The organism is Pedobacter sp. KLB.chiD (assembly GCF_047040275.1).
Lineage (GTDB): Bacteria > Bacteroidota > Bacteroidia > Sphingobacteriales > Sphingobacteriaceae > Pedobacter.
The window spans coordinates 3,724,821-3,741,847 of record NZ_CP178207.1; the positions used below are offsets into that span (position 1 = coordinate 3,724,821).

15 protein-coding genes are annotated in these 17,027 nt (G+C 39.3%); 7 read left to right on the forward strand and 8 right to left on the reverse strand.

Features of this window, described 5'->3' with window-relative positions; genetic code table 11:
* Positions 1-46 precede the first annotated feature (46 nt).
* Positions 47-706 carry a GDSL-type esterase/lipase family protein gene (locus ACK1I8_RS15260; protein ID WP_412466192.1) on the reverse strand — a complete coding sequence of 220 codons (660 nt, stop codon included), beginning with the start codon at positions 704-706 and terminating at the stop codon, positions 47-49.
* 868 nt (positions 707-1,574) lie between these two features.
* Positions 1,575-3,644: an FUSC family membrane protein gene (locus ACK1I8_RS15265; RefSeq protein ID WP_412466193.1), complete on the reverse strand. Its 2,070-nt coding sequence runs from the start codon at positions 3,642-3,644 to the stop codon at positions 1,575-1,577.
* A gap of 289 nt (positions 3,645-3,933) precedes the next feature.
* Here ACK1I8_RS15265 and ACK1I8_RS15270 point away from each other — a divergent pair, with 289 nt between their 5' ends.
* From ACK1I8_RS15270 to ACK1I8_RS15280, 3 genes are all read left to right on the forward strand, one after another.
* Positions 3,934-4,557 carry a DUF5343 domain-containing protein gene (locus tag ACK1I8_RS15270; RefSeq protein ID WP_412466194.1) on the forward strand — a complete coding sequence of 208 codons (624 nt, stop codon included), beginning with the start codon at positions 3,934-3,936 and terminating at the stop codon, positions 4,555-4,557.
* Positions 4,550-5,140, forward strand: coding sequence for a Swt1 family HEPN domain-containing protein (locus tag ACK1I8_RS15275; protein ID WP_412466195.1), 591 nt, complete (start codon positions 4,550-4,552; stop codon positions 5,138-5,140). Before ACK1I8_RS15270 ends, ACK1I8_RS15275 begins: the two co-directional genes overlap by 8 nt.
* A gap of 82 nt (positions 5,141-5,222) precedes the next feature.
* Positions 5,223-6,098 carry a hypothetical protein gene (locus ACK1I8_RS15280; protein WP_412466196.1) on the forward strand — a complete coding sequence of 292 codons (876 nt, stop codon included), beginning with the start codon at positions 5,223-5,225 and terminating at the stop codon, positions 6,096-6,098.
* 156 nt (positions 6,099-6,254) lie between these two features.
* Here ACK1I8_RS15280 and ACK1I8_RS15285 read toward each other — a convergent pair whose 3' ends face one another.
* The gene (locus ACK1I8_RS15285) at positions 6,255-6,701 is read right to left on the reverse strand and encodes a hypothetical protein (protein ID WP_412466197.1); all 447 of its coding nucleotides are present in this window, start codon (positions 6,699-6,701) and stop codon (positions 6,255-6,257) included.
* A 504-nt stretch (positions 6,702-7,205) separates the two neighbouring features.
* On the opposite strand from ACK1I8_RS15285, the gene ACK1I8_RS15290 reads away from it, so the two are divergent.
* The gene (locus ACK1I8_RS15290; RefSeq protein ID WP_412466198.1) at positions 7,206-7,583 is read left to right on the forward strand and encodes a nuclear transport factor 2 family protein; all 378 of its coding nucleotides are present in this window, start codon (positions 7,206-7,208) and stop codon (positions 7,581-7,583) included.
* A gap of 517 nt (positions 7,584-8,100) precedes the next feature.
* The gene (locus ACK1I8_RS15295) at positions 8,101-8,292 is read left to right on the forward strand and encodes a hypothetical protein (protein WP_412466199.1); all 192 of its coding nucleotides are present in this window, start codon (positions 8,101-8,103) and stop codon (positions 8,290-8,292) included.
* 253 nt (positions 8,293-8,545) lie between these two features.
* Here ACK1I8_RS15295 and ACK1I8_RS15300 read toward each other — a convergent pair whose 3' ends face one another.
* The 4 genes from ACK1I8_RS15300 to ACK1I8_RS15315 form a co-directional block, all read right to left on the reverse strand.
* Positions 8,546-8,908 (reverse strand): hypothetical protein, encoded by a 363-nt coding sequence (locus tag ACK1I8_RS15300; RefSeq protein WP_412466200.1) that lies wholly within the window; start codon positions 8,906-8,908, stop codon positions 8,546-8,548.
* Between the two features lie 141 nt (positions 8,909-9,049).
* On the reverse strand, positions 9,050-11,497 hold the full coding sequence (locus ACK1I8_RS15305; RefSeq protein WP_412466201.1) for a TonB-dependent receptor domain-containing protein: 2,448 nt from the start codon (positions 11,495-11,497) through the stop codon (positions 9,050-9,052).
* Positions 11,498-11,630: 133 nt separating this feature from the next.
* The gene (locus ACK1I8_RS15310) at positions 11,631-13,367 is read right to left on the reverse strand and encodes a PspC domain-containing protein (protein WP_412466202.1); all 1,737 of its coding nucleotides are present in this window, start codon (positions 13,365-13,367) and stop codon (positions 11,631-11,633) included.
* A 17-nt stretch (positions 13,368-13,384) separates the two neighbouring features.
* Positions 13,385-13,720, reverse strand: coding sequence for a PadR family transcriptional regulator (locus ACK1I8_RS15315; protein ID WP_412466203.1), 336 nt, complete (start codon positions 13,718-13,720; stop codon positions 13,385-13,387).
* Between the two features lie 564 nt (positions 13,721-14,284).
* On the opposite strand from ACK1I8_RS15315, the gene ACK1I8_RS15320 reads away from it, so the two are divergent.
* Positions 14,285-15,739, forward strand: a complete 1,455-nt coding sequence (locus ACK1I8_RS15320; protein WP_412466204.1) for an amino acid permease — start codon at positions 14,285-14,287, stop codon at positions 15,737-15,739.
* A gap of 207 nt (positions 15,740-15,946) precedes the next feature.
* A complete protein-coding gene (locus tag ACK1I8_RS15325; protein ID WP_412466205.1) occupies positions 15,947-16,111 on the forward strand; it encodes a hypothetical protein in 165 nt (54 codons plus the stop codon).
* Between the two features lie 14 nt (positions 16,112-16,125).
* Here ACK1I8_RS15325 and ACK1I8_RS15330 read toward each other — a convergent pair whose 3' ends face one another.
* The gene (locus ACK1I8_RS15330) at positions 16,126-17,022 is read right to left on the reverse strand and encodes an NAD(P)/FAD-dependent oxidoreductase (protein ID WP_412466206.1); all 897 of its coding nucleotides are present in this window, start codon (positions 17,020-17,022) and stop codon (positions 16,126-16,128) included.
* Positions 17,023-17,027: the final 5 nt, after the last annotated feature.

A 17,027-nucleotide genomic window follows, 5' to 3' on the forward strand; every position in this document is an offset into this window, starting at 1 on the left:
CAACTTCGGTCTTCGGACCGCTGACACCAGACTCCAGGAATAAAATCTACTTCAACAAATGCGGTTCAACCGCTTTCCTCCAGATCGCATACCCTTTGGCATTCATATGCAGCATATCTTCTACAAAAAGTTCTGGTCTTAATTTTCCATCTTTCGTTAACATTAAAGAATAAACATTAACGAAGGTGGTATTGGCCTCTCCGGAAAGGAACTTTTTTATCAGTGCGTTAGACGCCACTGCTTTTTCCTTAAACTTATCCCGGCTCGGGCTTGGTTTAATCGAAATGTACACAATAGGTACGGTTGGCAGTTTAGCCCTGATGGCTTTGTACAGGTTAATGGTACGGTTGAGTACCGTATCAGGTGTTACCGTTTCATTTGGCAGATCATTTTCGCCAACATAAATTACAATCTGTTTAGGTTGGTAAGGAAAAACGACATCATTTAAATAATAAGTGATATCATTAATTACCGCACCGCCAATTCCCCTATTTAAAGCATTGTATTTTGCAAAAATCTGGGTACAATCGTCCCACTTGCGGATAGATGAACTCCCTACAAATAATACCGGGTGTACAGGTGGTTTATACATTTGATCGTATTTCTTAATCACCTGTACATCATCCCAGAAATTGGGTTTCTTTTGGGCAAAAGTAGCTGTGGTTAAAAGATAGAGAATAAGTAGAACAAAAGATGATTTTTTCATATAAAAATGTTTAAAACGGGCACAATATAGCAATATAGTAGTGCCGTTAACTAAATCAAACAAATTTATTACCGCTGGTTTACGATGTGATTGATATGGAAGCACAGAACACGGGAGGTAGCGGCTAAATCTGTCCCGTAGCATCGTCATTTCGAGCGAAACGCAGTGCAGTCGAGAAATCTTTTAAACCAGATTTTAATAACCAGATTCAAAGATCTCTCCCCGCCTGTACGGGCAGGCATTCCGTTACACTCCAGTCGAGATGACGATCTTTCTATGGGACGCTGTCCTCCTGAGCGTAGCCGAAGGACCTTTTGCGTATAATTACATTTTGAAAGTTAACAATTCATACGGTCTTCCACTCCGCTCAAGACTGACTAAAAATTATATGTTACCCTTTAAAACCAGCACTAAACTTTGTGAATAAACCTGATTGCAATGGAAAGCCCGGAATCCCGATTCTTCATCGGGTGAGGACTTGGAATGGAAAGCAGGACTATAATCCGCCAAAACCTACTGCCCCTTCATTTCCAAAAAACGAGCTGAAGCAATCTATTTAAAACCGATAGGGTACTCAACTTCGCTCAGACTGACAAAAAATTAATTTATCCACCTAAGTTCAATTAATATTTGAATCATAGCGACTGTTTAAAGCCGCTTTACCTCACGCGATCGTCATGCTGACCTGTAGCGCAGCGGAAAGCTACGCAGTAAACCGAGACTTAAGCGAGCTCACCGAAGATAATTTATTTCAGCATCTTTCATGCTATTAAGACCCTGAAATAAATTCAGGGTGACGAAAACAATACTAAAATACTTAAAGAATAGCCCCAAAAGCCACATTATTAATCGAACTCAGGTTTACCCCTCAAAAACCAGCACTAAACCTTTTAAATTCAAACGATAAAGCGGCGATGTGCGCCAGTTTCTGCCCGGTAGAATGATCATCATCATTTACATCCATGGCATCAATGCCCGTTACTGCATCAAGTGTCACTTCATTATTCAGGTTATTTACAATTTGTTTAACCAGTAAGGGATCGGCCTGTCCTGCGGTATGGTTAACAGAAAGATATATGGAGGTGATAATGGCATTAATCTGGTAAATAATAGCCTGTACATCGTAAAGCCCGTTAAAATCGATGTGTTTCCGCATGGGTTCCTGACTGGCAGAATCAATGGCTTCGCTTAAGGCCGATAAACTTAAATTGGCATTTTTCCGCGCCATGCGCGATTGATTTTCATCTCTTTCGGTCCGGTTTTGAATGGCCACCTGCAGATAATTAAAACTGGCTTTAGCGGCATCCTCCATTTTTGCCTTTAGCTGCCGGCTGTCCCAAACGGGAAACAAATAGGTGGCAAAAATAGCAATTACGCAGCCTAATACGGTGAAGATAATCCGATCGTGCACAATATGATCGAAATGCCCCTGGTAACTGCCGAGTGTTAAAATTACCGCAGGGGTAATAAACAGCACACTAATGGTATAATTTAAGCGGTTAAAGGCATAAAAACCCAATAAGAAAACAACCGAGAAAGACAACAGCACCGCCGGGCTTTTAATCAGGTAAACCAGTACCAAACCAATAATTACCCCTCCCATACTGCCCTTTAAACGCTGTAAATTCCGTTTCCAGGTGATGGAGAATTTTGGCCTGGCGACGATCACCAGCGTAAGAAAAAGCCAGTAACTGTATTTGCTGGGTTCCAGCTGCGCAATGAGCAAAAAACCAAACAGGAAACAAATGGCCAGCCGCAGCGAAAACCTGAAGATAGGCGACTTTAAAGTCAGGTGTTCCTTAACGGAAAAACGATCGCCGGTAATAAATAGCGGGTAAGCGATGGTACCGCTTAACTCTTGCTGCTCCTTTTCCGGCACGCGCTCATTGCCCCGTATCATTTCAATAATCCGCACAATATCGTTCATGTTCGAAAGCACCTTCAGCACAATTTTTCGCTGCGTTTCGTTTAAACGTTCCATCTCTTCCAGTAGCATCAAACGTTGCTGCTGATACTCGATGTTGGTGGCTACCTCGCCTTTATAAGCCTTTGCCAAGCGCACGTGCCTGCCCAGCTGCTCCAGCTTTCTGGCCAATAATCTAATCAGGCTGGCAATCAGTTGCAGACTCGAACCAGTAGCTAAAGTCTTCCGTACCAAAGCATAATCATAATGCACCGCATTCAGCTGCTCATATAAATCAATCAGTAACCTGGCCCGCTCCAGTAACAACCGGCCTTTGGGATTATCGGGATCCATGGCGTACTTATCGGTGAGCAACAGATTGCGGATCAGCTCATGTTTTTGGTTCACCTTAATGTGCAGCTTTATCGCTTCTTTCTGTTGCAGATCGAGCGGAACATCCACATCATAATTTTTGGCTTTGGCATTTAAAAATACTGCGCTGCTCATCAGGCATTCGAAAATGGCATGGTGAAGCGAGCGGTAAGGCCGCAGCAGGGTTTGGATCAAACTGATCATATAATACCAAACCCCGCCCACCAACATATAACTGCTAAAATGTAGTGGATTTGCCGGGTGAAGCCCCATCACAAAGGCACACACAATCAGCACCATGGTGCCAATAAGCGAAAGTTTCTGTCCGTATACGGCAAGCATCGAAAAGCTAAAAGCAGCAACCACTACCACAATGGTGGTAAGGTAAACATCATCTAAAACGGATGAAACCACGAGCGTAGTAGCGAAAAAAACGAGAATACTCCACAGTGCCGTTTTCAGTTTATTCAACCGGTTATCGGGTAAGTCGGTTAAACTGATTAACAAAGCCCCAACCCCTATTCCCTTTGCCGCTTCGGGGTTGCCCAGGTAAAAGAATAAAATAATGGGCAATACCACGGTAATGGTGGTGCGCAGGGCATCAGAAAAGTATTCGCCTAAAAAGAAATAGGTAATGGTAGAGCCGATGCTGTTTTTGCCCATGAATGTGTTAATGAATGCGGATAATTGATAAAAGCTGCAAAGATAAGAGATTTATAATGCATGCATAGTAAATGGTTATAGAAAACCAGATACCGATTTGTTATTTGGACTTTAGGAAAAAATACTCCTCACTAAAAATGAGTATTTACGGATTACCGTAACTAAAAGTTATAATTAACTCCTTAAATTAGTAATAACTAATAACCTCAATATAATAATCCAGTTTTTCTAAATATAATGATAGGTTATAAGGCAATTTTTTAAAACTTTATTATTATCATTTGATTTTATGGCAGCAGAAATACCATACATGGCAGCAGCAGGAGCTATTGCTAAAATTTTAGAAAAAATCAAAGAAGCAGCTACACCCGAATCATTTAGTGGCGATTTTTTAGGCACAAAATTAGGATTTAAGGGGGGAAATTATTTAACCTTTATTTCTTGGGCAAAAAAATGTGGACTTTTAAATAGTGATGGTTCGCCAACGCTTATTTATAAACAATTTAGAAATCCAGCAACATCCGGCCAAAGCCTCGCAGCAGCTTTAAGAATAGGCTATTCTGAACTTTATATCAGAAATGAATATTGCCACGAACTAGATAAAAAAAGCTTCAAAGGGCTTGTTATGGAGGCTACCGGAGAGGCTCATGATTCTGTTAAAGTTGACAAAATCGTTTCAACTTTTTTTAATGCAAAGGACCTGGCAGATTTTGAAATTTCGAATATACCTACAAAAGAAACGCCAGTAGATGCCCATTCTGAACACTCTTCTGAATTTAAAAGAAAACCTAGGGGCTCCGATATAAATCTAGGATTGAATTACACAATCAATCTTGTCTTACCAAAAACAGATGACCCTGCTATCTATAATGCGATTTTCAAATCCTTGAAAGATAATTTATTAAATGACTAAGCTTGATATTGTTTCCAAAATCAAATTATTTGCACTTGCAAATTCGCTAACTGAGAATCAGCTCGATAAAGTTGAAAAGGAGTTACAAATAGAGCTCGGAAGAAAGGCTCCCGAGCAAGCTAAAAAAAGAGAATACTATCTACAATTTGATTCAAGATTCAGAGAAGAAGCAAAATCAATGGCGGAGCATTATGAAGTTTTTTACTGTTTAGAACGTTCAATTCGAAACTTAGTTGTCCAATTAATGTTTGAAAAATATGGAGATAATTGGTGGAATGAAAAAGTTGATGAAGAAATAAAAAAAAATGTCGAAAAAAATATACATAGGGAAGAAGATTCAGGTTTCACAATTCGATCTGAAGAAAAGATTGATTACACTACTTTCGGCGAATTAACTCAAATTGTTACAAAAAATTGGCTAGCTTTTGAAAACTTATTCAAACGTGGCCAAAGAGCTTTTCAACGAATTACCAATAATTTAAACCAACTAAGAGGACCTATTGCACATTGTTGTGCTCTGGCCGATGATGAGGTTGTCAGGTTAGAATTAACTGTGAAGGATTGGTTTCGATTAATGGAATAAATTTTTTACTAAAAAGCCTTAAAACATTTTATAGATTACTTTCTGAAGCTTAAAAAATCTACAATAAAACGATTGAACAACTATGAATATCTACTTAAGAGATGCAGGATTCTTTATTAGAGAAAGTTCTAGATTAATTTCTGATTCAATTGAAAAGCCACAGGCAATACAAGCCGTATTTAATCTCGCTTTAGGAATAGAAAGAGTTCTAAAAGGTATTTTATACAATGTGAACCCTATATATGTCTTAGTTGATCCAACTTTTAATAATTCAATTCAAGCACTTTATAAGGGTAAATTGATCAGTAATACTGATGGGCACACAGAGCTAAATAAAAATACAAATTCAGATGTAATTACCTTTAAAAACTCTCTGCTACGAGCACAAGCCATTTCAGAAACGACGCTTAACAACAAAAACCTTTTATTTACAATTGCAAATGCACGTGATATAATTGCCCATAATGACCTAAATTTACTGGAGATAGATAAACTCATAAAACTTTTGAAGAGAGATTATTATCAATTGATTTCAAATTATTGTTATGAGCTAAATATATCTCGCGGCAAGTATTTTGATGGCTATCAAATCAAGTTATCTGAACTCTCATCAAAATATAGTGAAGATTTGGGTCAAAAACTGAAGCTAAAATACGTGGCACATAGAGAAAGATGGAAGCTGCTACAACTTACAAGTGGTTTTAAAGAAATGGCAGATAAAATAACTGATGAAATATTAACATCACCAGGAAAATCTCCAATAAAATGTCCTGCCTGTAGCAATACTGCTGTAATCTACTCAAAATTTATAAAGGAATTTAACTCTTTCGAAAATAAAGAGATAATTGTTGGATTCAAAGTCGCCGAATTGAGATGCCGTTATTGCAAACTAGATATCAGAGATTACAAAGAATTAGATTATTTAAAGCTTGATAGCCAAACAACTGAGTCCAAATAGTAATTTAATTAGATTGAATGAACTAGTATTGCTAATCCTATCTACACAAGCGCAAGTCTTAATGCCTTACTCCATGCAACGGCCAGACTTGTGCTTTAAAAATGCTTATCCACAAAAACTAGCTACTGGGCTGTCTTTCAACAGCCCAATAATATTTTAATCCCTATACCCATCTCTAAAACTATAATGCGTTTGTGCATTACAGATTACATAATCAATAATTTCGATGTTCAGCTTTGCGCAGGTATTAAAACAGGTGCTTACAAAAAGTTCGTCGAGGGGGTTAACCTTAATGCTTTTCACATCGCAATAGTTTACCACCAGTACACCATAAGCATTACAGGCAACAGCCAAGCCCGCCAGTTGCTGTATGCAGTTAATTGGTTTGGCCTGTTGCTTGAGTTTGTGCCAGCAAAAAACCTCGTGGTTTTGGTTTACAAACAGCACATACCAATCGCATTCTTTACCAGATGATGGTTTGCCGCGGAGCTGTTTTAAAAATTGAATTGAATTTTGGGCCAGGTTTACATTTACCGGCTTTTTCAGTGTGCGATAACTAAACTCCAGTTTAGCTAAGGCAATTTGATTTTTCTGTGTTCGCATTTTTTGAAAAATTAAATTAAAGCCCAGGTCACCGCGAACACAGTCGGACAAGCCGAAGAGTTCCCGGACTTTCACCGGTATGCCTGGGATATTGTTAAAGAAATTATTCGTTGAATTGCTCCAACTGTGTTCGCGACATAAATATAGCAAAAATTTGTAATTAAGCTGCTAAAAAAATATACTAAAAGAAGAATTTAATTTGTATACAGATATATAATTACTGGATAGACCCTGAAATGAATCCAGGGTGACGATCACCTTCACTATTCTGCTAACAAGATTGCTTCACGCCATCACAGCAACCCTGCCCTTCCGTTCGCAATGACGAAATTTGCATAATCAAGTGCTGTATCCAGCCCAAGGTGCCACTTCCATTTTCGCCGAACGTTAAATATCGATACAAATCTCCTATCACTTGCGCGGCTCACCAAATACTTATATCTTTAATTCAACGTCCAATTTAGTACGAAGTAAACATTATATAGCTTGATACCGACCGATACTATGCCTTTAGAAGAAGAAATCGTTAGAAAATATATTGAAGCCTATAACAACTTTGATGTAGACAATATGGTTGCTAATTTTGATGAAAACGTAGTTTTTGAAAATGTTCAGAATAATGAAACCAATATGTCGTTGACGGGTATAGCTGCTTTTAAAGAGCAGGCCGAACAGGCAAAAACATATTTTAAAACAAGGGAACAGCGTATTAAATCAATCAAACATGCTGCACAGGAAATAGAAATAGAAATTGATTATCATGCTGTATTAGCTACCGACCTTCCCAATGGGCTTAAAGCTGGCGACACACTAAACCTTTCAGGTAGGTCGGTCTTCTTATTCGAAAGCGATAAGGTTATTAAATTAACGGATATAAGTTAATATTGAATTGATGATAATTTAAAAGCATGGAGGCTATTTTCACTATCTTATTTGAACTCATTATCAATCCACTTTTATTGAAGTGGACGCTAAAAAAGAGCAGCGCAGAAATCTATAAGAATGCTAAGACCATTCTAGGATAGTCTTAGCATGACTTAAATTTCGCTCATGTGATACTCACCTAAAAGATTGCTTCACGCTACAGCAACAGCCCTACCCTTCAGTTCGCAATGATATGCCTAGAAATTTCTCCATCCGATTATTCGTCATTTCGAGCGGAGCGCAGCGAAGTCGAGAAATCTTTTAAAGTTGCATATAAAACCCGGTTAAAAGATTTCTCCACTACGGTCGAAATGACGAACGGTCAGTACTTAATAGGAGATCAACCCAACTTTATGGTTAAAAAAATGCGCCCAAACTTCCTACCCCGGTTATCCGAAACCGGACTAATTCAACAATTTCCAAAACAATTCTAATGGAAAAGGATTATTATATAAATACACCAATAACATCAGATATGAAAACGAAAATAATAATCTTAGTGGCTGCATTTGGTTTAGCGTTATCAGCATGTAGTGGTAAAAAGGCCGATCAGGAAAATGCCGACAGCATGTATAAATACACCGATACCAATAAGGTGGTGGATAGTACCAGCACCGATTCTGTAGCAGATTCGACCACCAATGCTCCGGCCGATGTAAGGCATTAAAAATAATAAACAACAACTAGCGCTCAGACAGAAATGTTTGGGCGTTTTTTTGTGACTTAATAAACCAGTCTTCTAGATTTATCTTAAGAAAAAGATTCTTCACTGCGTTCAGAATGACAATTTTGATTTCTGGTAGATTGCATGGATGTTAAAAGATTTTTCTTTGTAAATTGTCAGGATGAGTGTAGTCGAAGGCCTCCCAACTTTGCGTCCTCTGCGCTTTCTCTCTGTGATCTTTGCGGTTAAAACACGACTACTCCGTTAACTTCTTTTTAATCCCTTCCGTCAGTTTTTTCACTTTCATATAACCTGCAGCCGTACTATTCCTTTTATCGAAGTTGATTTCGAGCCAACCCTTTTTGGCTTTAAGATTAAATTTATTCGTGCCATTTAAATTCACCAACAGATCGATATGCTGATCCAGCGGTAGTTCATTATTTAAAGCACTGTCCAGGTATTTCTCCAGCTTTGCCGTTTTGTTGTCTGCATACTTCGCCTCGAATTTAAACGAGTGGTCTGTATCGTTGGTATTGATGGATAAATAACCTCCGCCACCATGGCATCCGGAACTTAAAGCGGCAACTAAAATTGCGATACTGTAAAAAATATTTTTCATTGTTATTAGGTTAACTGGTTAATTGTTTAAATTGGTTAACTGGGGATTACCACCCCAAACGTCAGACTATGAACTTCGGACTGAGGACTCTGGACTTCGGACTAAAAATTCACCACGCCAAACTCTAAACTCAAAACTCATCTATCCCCCTGCTCTGTTCTTAATATCATCAGTAGCGGTATTTCTTGATCGGGCAGATTTTACATTCTGGTTCCCAAAATTATAACTGATGCTGAAATTTGCTCTCCTGCTGGTATAATGGTTTACAACACTCATGTTGACATTCTGATAAACCAATTTTCCTTCCCAATGGTTGGTGAGTAAAATATCATCCATGTTTAAACGCAGTTTAAGCTTTTTATTCATCAAAGATTTCTGGATTCCGGCATTTAACGCCCCCTGATAAATGGTTGTCTGCTCTACTCCGTTTACCCGTGGAGAATTTAACCAGGCACTTACTTCAATACTGAAGTTCTGTGGAAGCGTAAAGGTATCTGAAGTAAAAAGGTTCACAGCCGCTTTACCGGCACTATAAGCAGCACCTTCTATATTGCCATCGTTAAATTTGTTATAATATACACTGATGTTGTTCTGCATATTCCACCATTTGGTTACTTTAACCGGGATATACAAATCGGCCGAATAATACCGCGAGCGGCCCAGGTTTTCACGGATCACACTGATAATCCTTGTGGCATCATCCTGTTTACTGATCTGCGTAATCATATCGCGGGTATCAGAATAGTTTAACGAGAAAGAAAGCTCTTTATAACTGTAACTGACCTGGTAATTAGCCGTAAACTGAGGTTTGAGGTAAGGATTTCCCTGATCAACCGCCAAAGGATCCATATAAAATACAAAGGGATTTAACTGCTGGTAATTCGGACGATCAACCCTTCTACCATATGAATAACGGATGTTATGGTTTTCACTGATCTTCTGGTTGATAAATACCGTTGGAAACAAGGAAAAATAATTGCGGTTTACCTGTTTTTGATCGGTAACCGAAGTTCCGTTAGAGTGCGTATGTTCACCCCTTAAACCTAACTGAACCTGAAATACTTTCCATTCTTTAGAGAAACTTCCGTAAATGGCATTGATGTTTTCTTTGTACACAAAATTATTTGATTTACCCAGGTCGTTCTGCCATACTCCTCCAATCAACTGTTCGGAGATAAAGTTGTTATGGGTAACTACATAGCTACTTTTCAGACCTGTTTCCAGTTTCATCGTTTTCGAAATCGGCAAGGTAAAATCTGTTTTTGCTGCATAAATATTAATTTCTGCATCGGTATTGTTCCTCAGGGTGGTTTCGTTAGTTTGGTTGCCGCTACCGTTTAAATAACTGGCCAGGAAGTTTTCATCTTTTTTATTGCTGAAACGCGAGTAATCCATATCAAAAGTAAGGCTCTTTCCTTTTTTATCGAAGTCGTGTTTGATGTTAAAATTAGCCGTTAGATTGCCCACCGGCGAATGTGAATTTGCATCCTGTAAAATATAATTCAGGCTCGAACTACCATTTTGTACCGCATTGATGTTTGTATTGCTCAAATTGCTGAGTTTGGTGGTTACCGTATTGGCATCCAACATTACCCCAAAAACCGTTTTTTCCGAAGCATAATAATCTGCGCCCAGTTTCCCCTGGAAACCAACACCTTTGTTTTTCCGGTCGAAATTTTGTGTTAATGAACTGGCCAAACCATCCGATAAAGTGGTACGGGTTAGAAACGTATTGTTAAACTGGGCTTTGCGTACGATTGCGCCATTTCCAAAAATATTCCATTTACCCTGGCGGTGATTTAAGTTTAAATTTACACCCGCGCGAAATAAATCACCCGGCGAATCAGGCATAATGCCCTGGCCGGTGTTTACGGCCAGGGTACCATTTGTACCAAAAGCTTTATTGCGTTTAAGCCTGATATTGATGATCCCGGCATTGCCAGCTGCATCATATTTAGCAGAAGGGTTGGTAATCAGTTCAATGGTTGCAATCTGATCGCTGCTCATATTGCCCAACAACGTGGTAATATCGGCGCCTGAAAGGAAATTGGATTTGCCGTCGATCATCACTGTTACCCCATTTTTATTGTTCAGTTTAATCTGATCATTCTGACGATCAATCTGTACACCAGGCGCTTTTTCCAAAACCTCTAACGCAGTACTGCCTGCAGCTGTAATACTGTTTTCTACATTCAGTACCGTTTTATCAATCTGGTGTTCAATAAATGGTTTCTTGCCCTGAACGCTCACTTCTTTCAATTGCTTGCTTAAACTTTCGATGCTGATTACCGGCAGATTCAAATCTCCGTTAAGCGAAAAACGATCTGTTTTTTTGCTTTTAAAACCCACTATCGAGATGGAGAGGATATAATCACCATTTTTTAACTGATCGATGCTAAACTCACCATCGATGTTGGTCGATACACTTTTGACAAGACCGGTATCGGGATAATTCAGCACCCGAACCATCGCAAAAGGCACCGGGACAGTCTTTTCATCTACAATTTTTCCGGAAAGTTTATTTAATTTTTGGGCAAAAGAAGCCCCACACACCATCAGGCATGCCATTAGCGTAAATAATGTTTTCATGGTTTTCTTCTTTTTAAATTTTACGTCATCCCGACTGAAGTGAAACGGAACGCCTGCCCGTACAGGCGGGGAGAGATCTGTTTAAATAGATTTCTCGGCTGCGCTGCACTCCGCTCGAAATGACGAAATATTATTATGGCGCAATCCCCAACTCTCCTTTAACCTCCCTGATCCTGTTTGAAACAGAATCCTGATAAATTACATCATCAGTTTTGTTCTTTTGTAACCGTTCCAATTCAGATAGTTCTTTTCGAAGTTCTTCCTTTCTGATAGCTTCTTCTTTTAGTTTGGCAACACATTTCAATCCATCTTCAGTCATCACCCAAACACTGTAGTCATCGTGGTCATTTTCAATGTCATTACACTCCCAGGTCCAGTAGTTATTAATGTAGCGGTAAATATCCTGCTTTAAAATCAGTTTCGTGCCTACCGGGATTTCAAGATTTAACCTTACTTCCTGGTTTCTCCAGATGCTCCCTTTTTTCAATTGAAACCGCGGACTAAAAATCAACTCTGACTCTTTCATTACGTAATTGTAGCTGATGTTCTGGGCATTTTGTAAGGCACTTTGAAAGGTTTTGCCCTGCGATTCGTACTTCTGTGTTAAACGGGTAACACCATTTTCGCTTTTATCAATGTTAATTCGGATCCGGTTCGGCGAAACAAATGGACCATCTTCCAGGTCATCAACCACAATCTGATGGCGGTTGTTTGCATCAATGTGGTAAGCTACGCTATCTTCTTTACTAAAGTATTTGCTTTTATCGATGTTCAAAGTGTAAGTAGGAAAAGATTTCAGGTCGGTGGTTTGCGTTAACTCTGCATGCTGCTTAAACTCGGTCGAAATTTTAGCCGCCTGATAACCCGTAACCGCCACACCTGCCAACCAGATAATCAATAAGCCAAAAGACAGTGTTTTATTAATGGCCTGTTTATTAAACGCTACCCGGATAGAGAATAATACCAAAGCCAAAACCGGAACGAAACATACAATAAATGCTCCCAATAAAATCATCCCTCTGTTGCTTTCATTCACAATGGAGAACGGGAAATATTCATAGATACTTGCATCCCAAAATCCCTGAAATGCCGCTGTACCAATAATTAACGCCAGTAAAAAAAGTATGCCAGCTAAGACGATAAGACCAGCGATTATCTTAAAAATGATTTTTCCGGTACCTGATATAAAACGGCCAAGCCATTCAAAAAACTCGCCGATAAAAATCCCAAAACGTGCAAATAAAGGCTGTGCATGTTTATTTACTTCACTTAAGCGCTCTTTAACAGCCTGTAGTTCTTCATCCAGGTTTTTCTGAAATCCCTGAAGGTTGGCAGGTTCGCCTTTCATCTCCATTTTTTCTATACGCGATTTGGCTTTTGGCATGATGATCCAAAGTAAGGCATAAACCAATAAGCCAAATCCACCAGCCAAACTGATCAGTAACGTAGCTAACCTGATCCATTTCGGATCAGCATTTACAAAGTGTGCAATACCCGAACAAACACCGGCTACCACGCGATCGTCCATATCGCGGTACAATTTTTTCTCGGTGTATTGATACTGATAGTGGTTGTCGGTTACTGGTTCTGCTTCACCTTCGGCTGTGTGATCGAAATCCTGTACCCTGCCCATTTGTGCAATTACCGAATTGACGTTGGCCGGATCTACCACCTGTTTTTTCTGCTCTTCCAATTGCTCGGTTAACAGTTCCGCAATCCGGTTTTCGATATCCGTTACAATTTCCAGATCGTCGGCATGGTTGGCAAAATATTGTTTCACCTCGTTCAAGTAGGCTTTTAAGAGTTCGTAGGCACTTTCTTCAATGTGAATAATCGTGTTCCCTATATTAATGATGATGGTCTTTTCCATTTCTTTGTGACTAATGATTATGAATTGGCTCCTTTTTGCGAAACCCCTACTGCATAGGCCAGTTCCTGCCAGGTTTGGTCTAATTGAGATAAAATGCCCCGACCATCTTCGGTTAAGGTATAATATTTACGCGGAGGGCCTGAGGTAGATTCTACCCAGTTATAGCTTAACAAACCGTTGTTTTTAAGCCTGGTTAATAATGGATATAATGTACCCTCAACCACCAACAGCTTTGCCGACCTTAACTCGGCAATGATATCCGAAGCATAAATTTCGCCCCGAGAGATGATTGATAGAACACAGTATTCCAGAATTCCCTTCCGCATTTGTGTTTGCGTATTTTCTGCCATCATATAACAAAGATATATGTTTTATACACTACCATGCAATACATAGTACTACAATAATTTAAATTAAATACACAAATAATTGATTATCAATGACATAATTTTAAATAAAATTTTGTGCTTTGGAAATAATTCCTTTAAAGCTGAAAATTTTTACTGTTTTTTAGAAAAGCAGGGGCCTGTAATACTTTGGTTTTTGCAGCCCTGCTATCACCTATAGTCCCGATTAGATAGATCTTAAATACAAACATTTACTTAAATCGGGAGCTATTGGGTTCTATCAGGTTTAGGTGGAGAGGTTTTGTATTACTATTTATGTTTTTGGAACAGCCCCCCTGTAAATAAACCCGACAGAGCGGGTAGCCCACAGTGAAGCAAAGCGTAACGAGGACTACAAGCGATGGCGGGACTACAGTACCTATGAAAAACAGCACGTACATTTTCAAAAACTGCTTTTTATTCTCTAAGGTTAGCAGGTACCTATCTGATTTTAGGTTTACAGGAATTAAGCATATAAATACTATAGATTTAATATATTTTAATAATTTTGCAGCTTCTTAACTTATTTTCATGAAAAAATCTATTGCCAGCATTGTTGCTGAGGCAAACGAAAGCGGCGAAGGAACGCTTAAAAGAACCTTAGGCCCCATCAACCTCATCTTAATTGGTGTAGGCTTAACGCTTGGTGCAGGTTTATTTTCGATTACCGGTTTGGCAGCCGCCAATCATTCAGGGCCGGCAGTTACCCTATCTTTTGTAATTGCAGCTTTAGGCTGTGGTTTCGCAGCACTTTGCTATGCGGAATTTGCCTCTATGATTCCGGTGGCAGGTAGCGCCTATACCTATTCGTACGCCACCATGGGCGAGCTTTTCGCCTGGATTATCGGCTGGGATTTGGTATTGGAATACTCGGTGGGCTGTGCTACCGTAGCCATCAGCTGGTCGCAGTATTTAACCAAATTTTTAGCCAGCCTTCATATTTATCTTCCCCCGCAATTAACCCTATCCCCCTTTGAAACCGCTAAACTGGCTGATGGTTCTGCTGTTCGTGGCGTCATTAACATTCCTGCAGCACTGGTAGTGGTTTTAATGACGGCCATACTGATCCGCGGTACCAAGGGATCAGCCATTGTAAATGGCATTATTGTATTTCTGAAAGTGGGCGTGGTTTTGGTTTTTATCGCTTTAGGCTGGCAATATATCGATCCGGCAAATTATCATCCGTATATCCCTGAAAATACCGGAACATTCGGTCAGTTTGGATGGAGCGGCGTTTTACGTGGTGCAGGTTTGGTATTTTTTGTATTCATCGGTTTCGATGCCGTTGCTGCCTCTGCACAGGAAACCAAAAACCCGTCAAGGGATTTGCCCATCGGTATCATTGGCTCATTAGTGGTTTGCACAGTTTTGTTTGGATTATTCGGCCATGTAATGACCGGCCTGGCCAACTATAAAGAATTTGCCAATAGTGGTGCGCCGGTAGCCATAGCCATCGAAAAAACACCTTACGCCTGGTTAAGTCAGGCTATTATTCTGGCCATTCTGATCGGTTATACATCCGTAATCCTGATCGATTTAATGGCACAATCCCGGATGTTTTATTCCATCAGTAAAGATGGATTGTTGCCAAAAATGTTTTCTGATGTGCATGCAAAATTTAAAACACCATACAAATCAAACATTATGCTTTGTTTATTTATTGGCCTTTTTGCTGCATTTGTCCCCATGAATGTAGTTGGTGAAATGACCAGTATCGGTACACTATTGGCTTTTTTAATGGTTTGTGTGGGCATCCTGATTTTAAGAAAAACAAACCCTGATGCCAAACGCCCATTTAAGGTTCCTTTGGTGCCATTAATTCCAATTCTGGGCATTTTAACCTGCATTGCCATGATGGTATTTTTACCCTGGGAGACCTGGTTAAGGCTTGCAATCTGGTTGATTATCGGCTTAGCCATTTACTTCGGGTACGGCAAAAAGAACAGTAAATTGAATGATGTGGAAAAACAGGTAAAAAACCTGTAATAATCATTTACTATACATATTGGGCAATCGGGCTGTGTGGAATATCCAACAACCTGATTGCCTTTTTTAATACTATACGGTATTTACAACCGTATAAATATCAATTCATTATAAAAAAAATATTAATTATCCACAATTTAACATTTTTCTTAAATATTGGCTTGGGATTTGTCCTTAAAAAATCGAATCTATTTAAAACACCATCCCATGATTATTAAATTAGACACATCGATTTTCAGGCTTTCCAGGCATAAAGCTGAAACCATAAAAAAAGTTGCCACACCACTTACCAGAGATCAATGGATCACTGCTGATAGAATTGTCATTGCAGCGATGTTTATCTTCACAATTATTGGTGCGATACTACTTTAATCTCTGATGATTGATCAAAAATCTTCAGAAATCAATTCTTTATTAATCATCACTGCGGCCATTGTTCCGGCAGCTGTAATGATAGGCAACGACCTGAATATGGTTGTACAATCTCCTGCAGCATAAACGCCTTCGGCAGTACTTTGCTGCTGTTCATTTACTTTTATTGTTTTTAGCTCCGTTAGTTCAAAGCCCAACTGCTCGTTAAAATTTAGGTGTTGCTCTATTTCAGGTTTAACATATATTGCCTTTAAATTTAATCTTTCGCCGTTTTTAAAAACAACATTTTTGAGCTGACCATTTTCGTGTTCCAGTTCAATAATCTCCTCTTCTAAAATCCTAATCGATTTAGATTTCAGTTTTTCGGTCTGTTCTGCATTTAATTGTGATTTTCCATTGGTTAAAATAGTTAAATCCTTATTCCAGAGGTAAAGGTTTCTGGCCATATCGAAAGCATGCTCACCATTCATTAACAGGCCTATTTTTTCATTCTTCACCTCGTAACCATGGCAGTAAGGGCAGTGTATTGCAGAAATGGCCCAGCATGCTGCCAATCCTTTAATGTCAGGCAACACATCTTTTAAACCGGTGGCCAGTAATATTTTCCGGGCCGTAAAACTTTCCTTACTTTCTATTTCAATACTAAATCCTCCTTTTATGCGCTCAGCTGAAATGGCTTTACCTTTCAAAAACCTGACCGTTGGATATTTCAACACCTCTTCTTTTGCAACTCTGGCAATATCGGCAGGCCGTTCGCCATCGTGTGTTAAAAAATTATGTGAATGTGGCGTCTGTCGGTTGCAAGGCTGACCAGCATCAATTACCAGAACATTGCGGGTTGAACGGCCCAGTGTTAATGCCGCAGACAAACCTGCATAGCTGCCGCCAATTATAATTACATCAAAATCCATATACG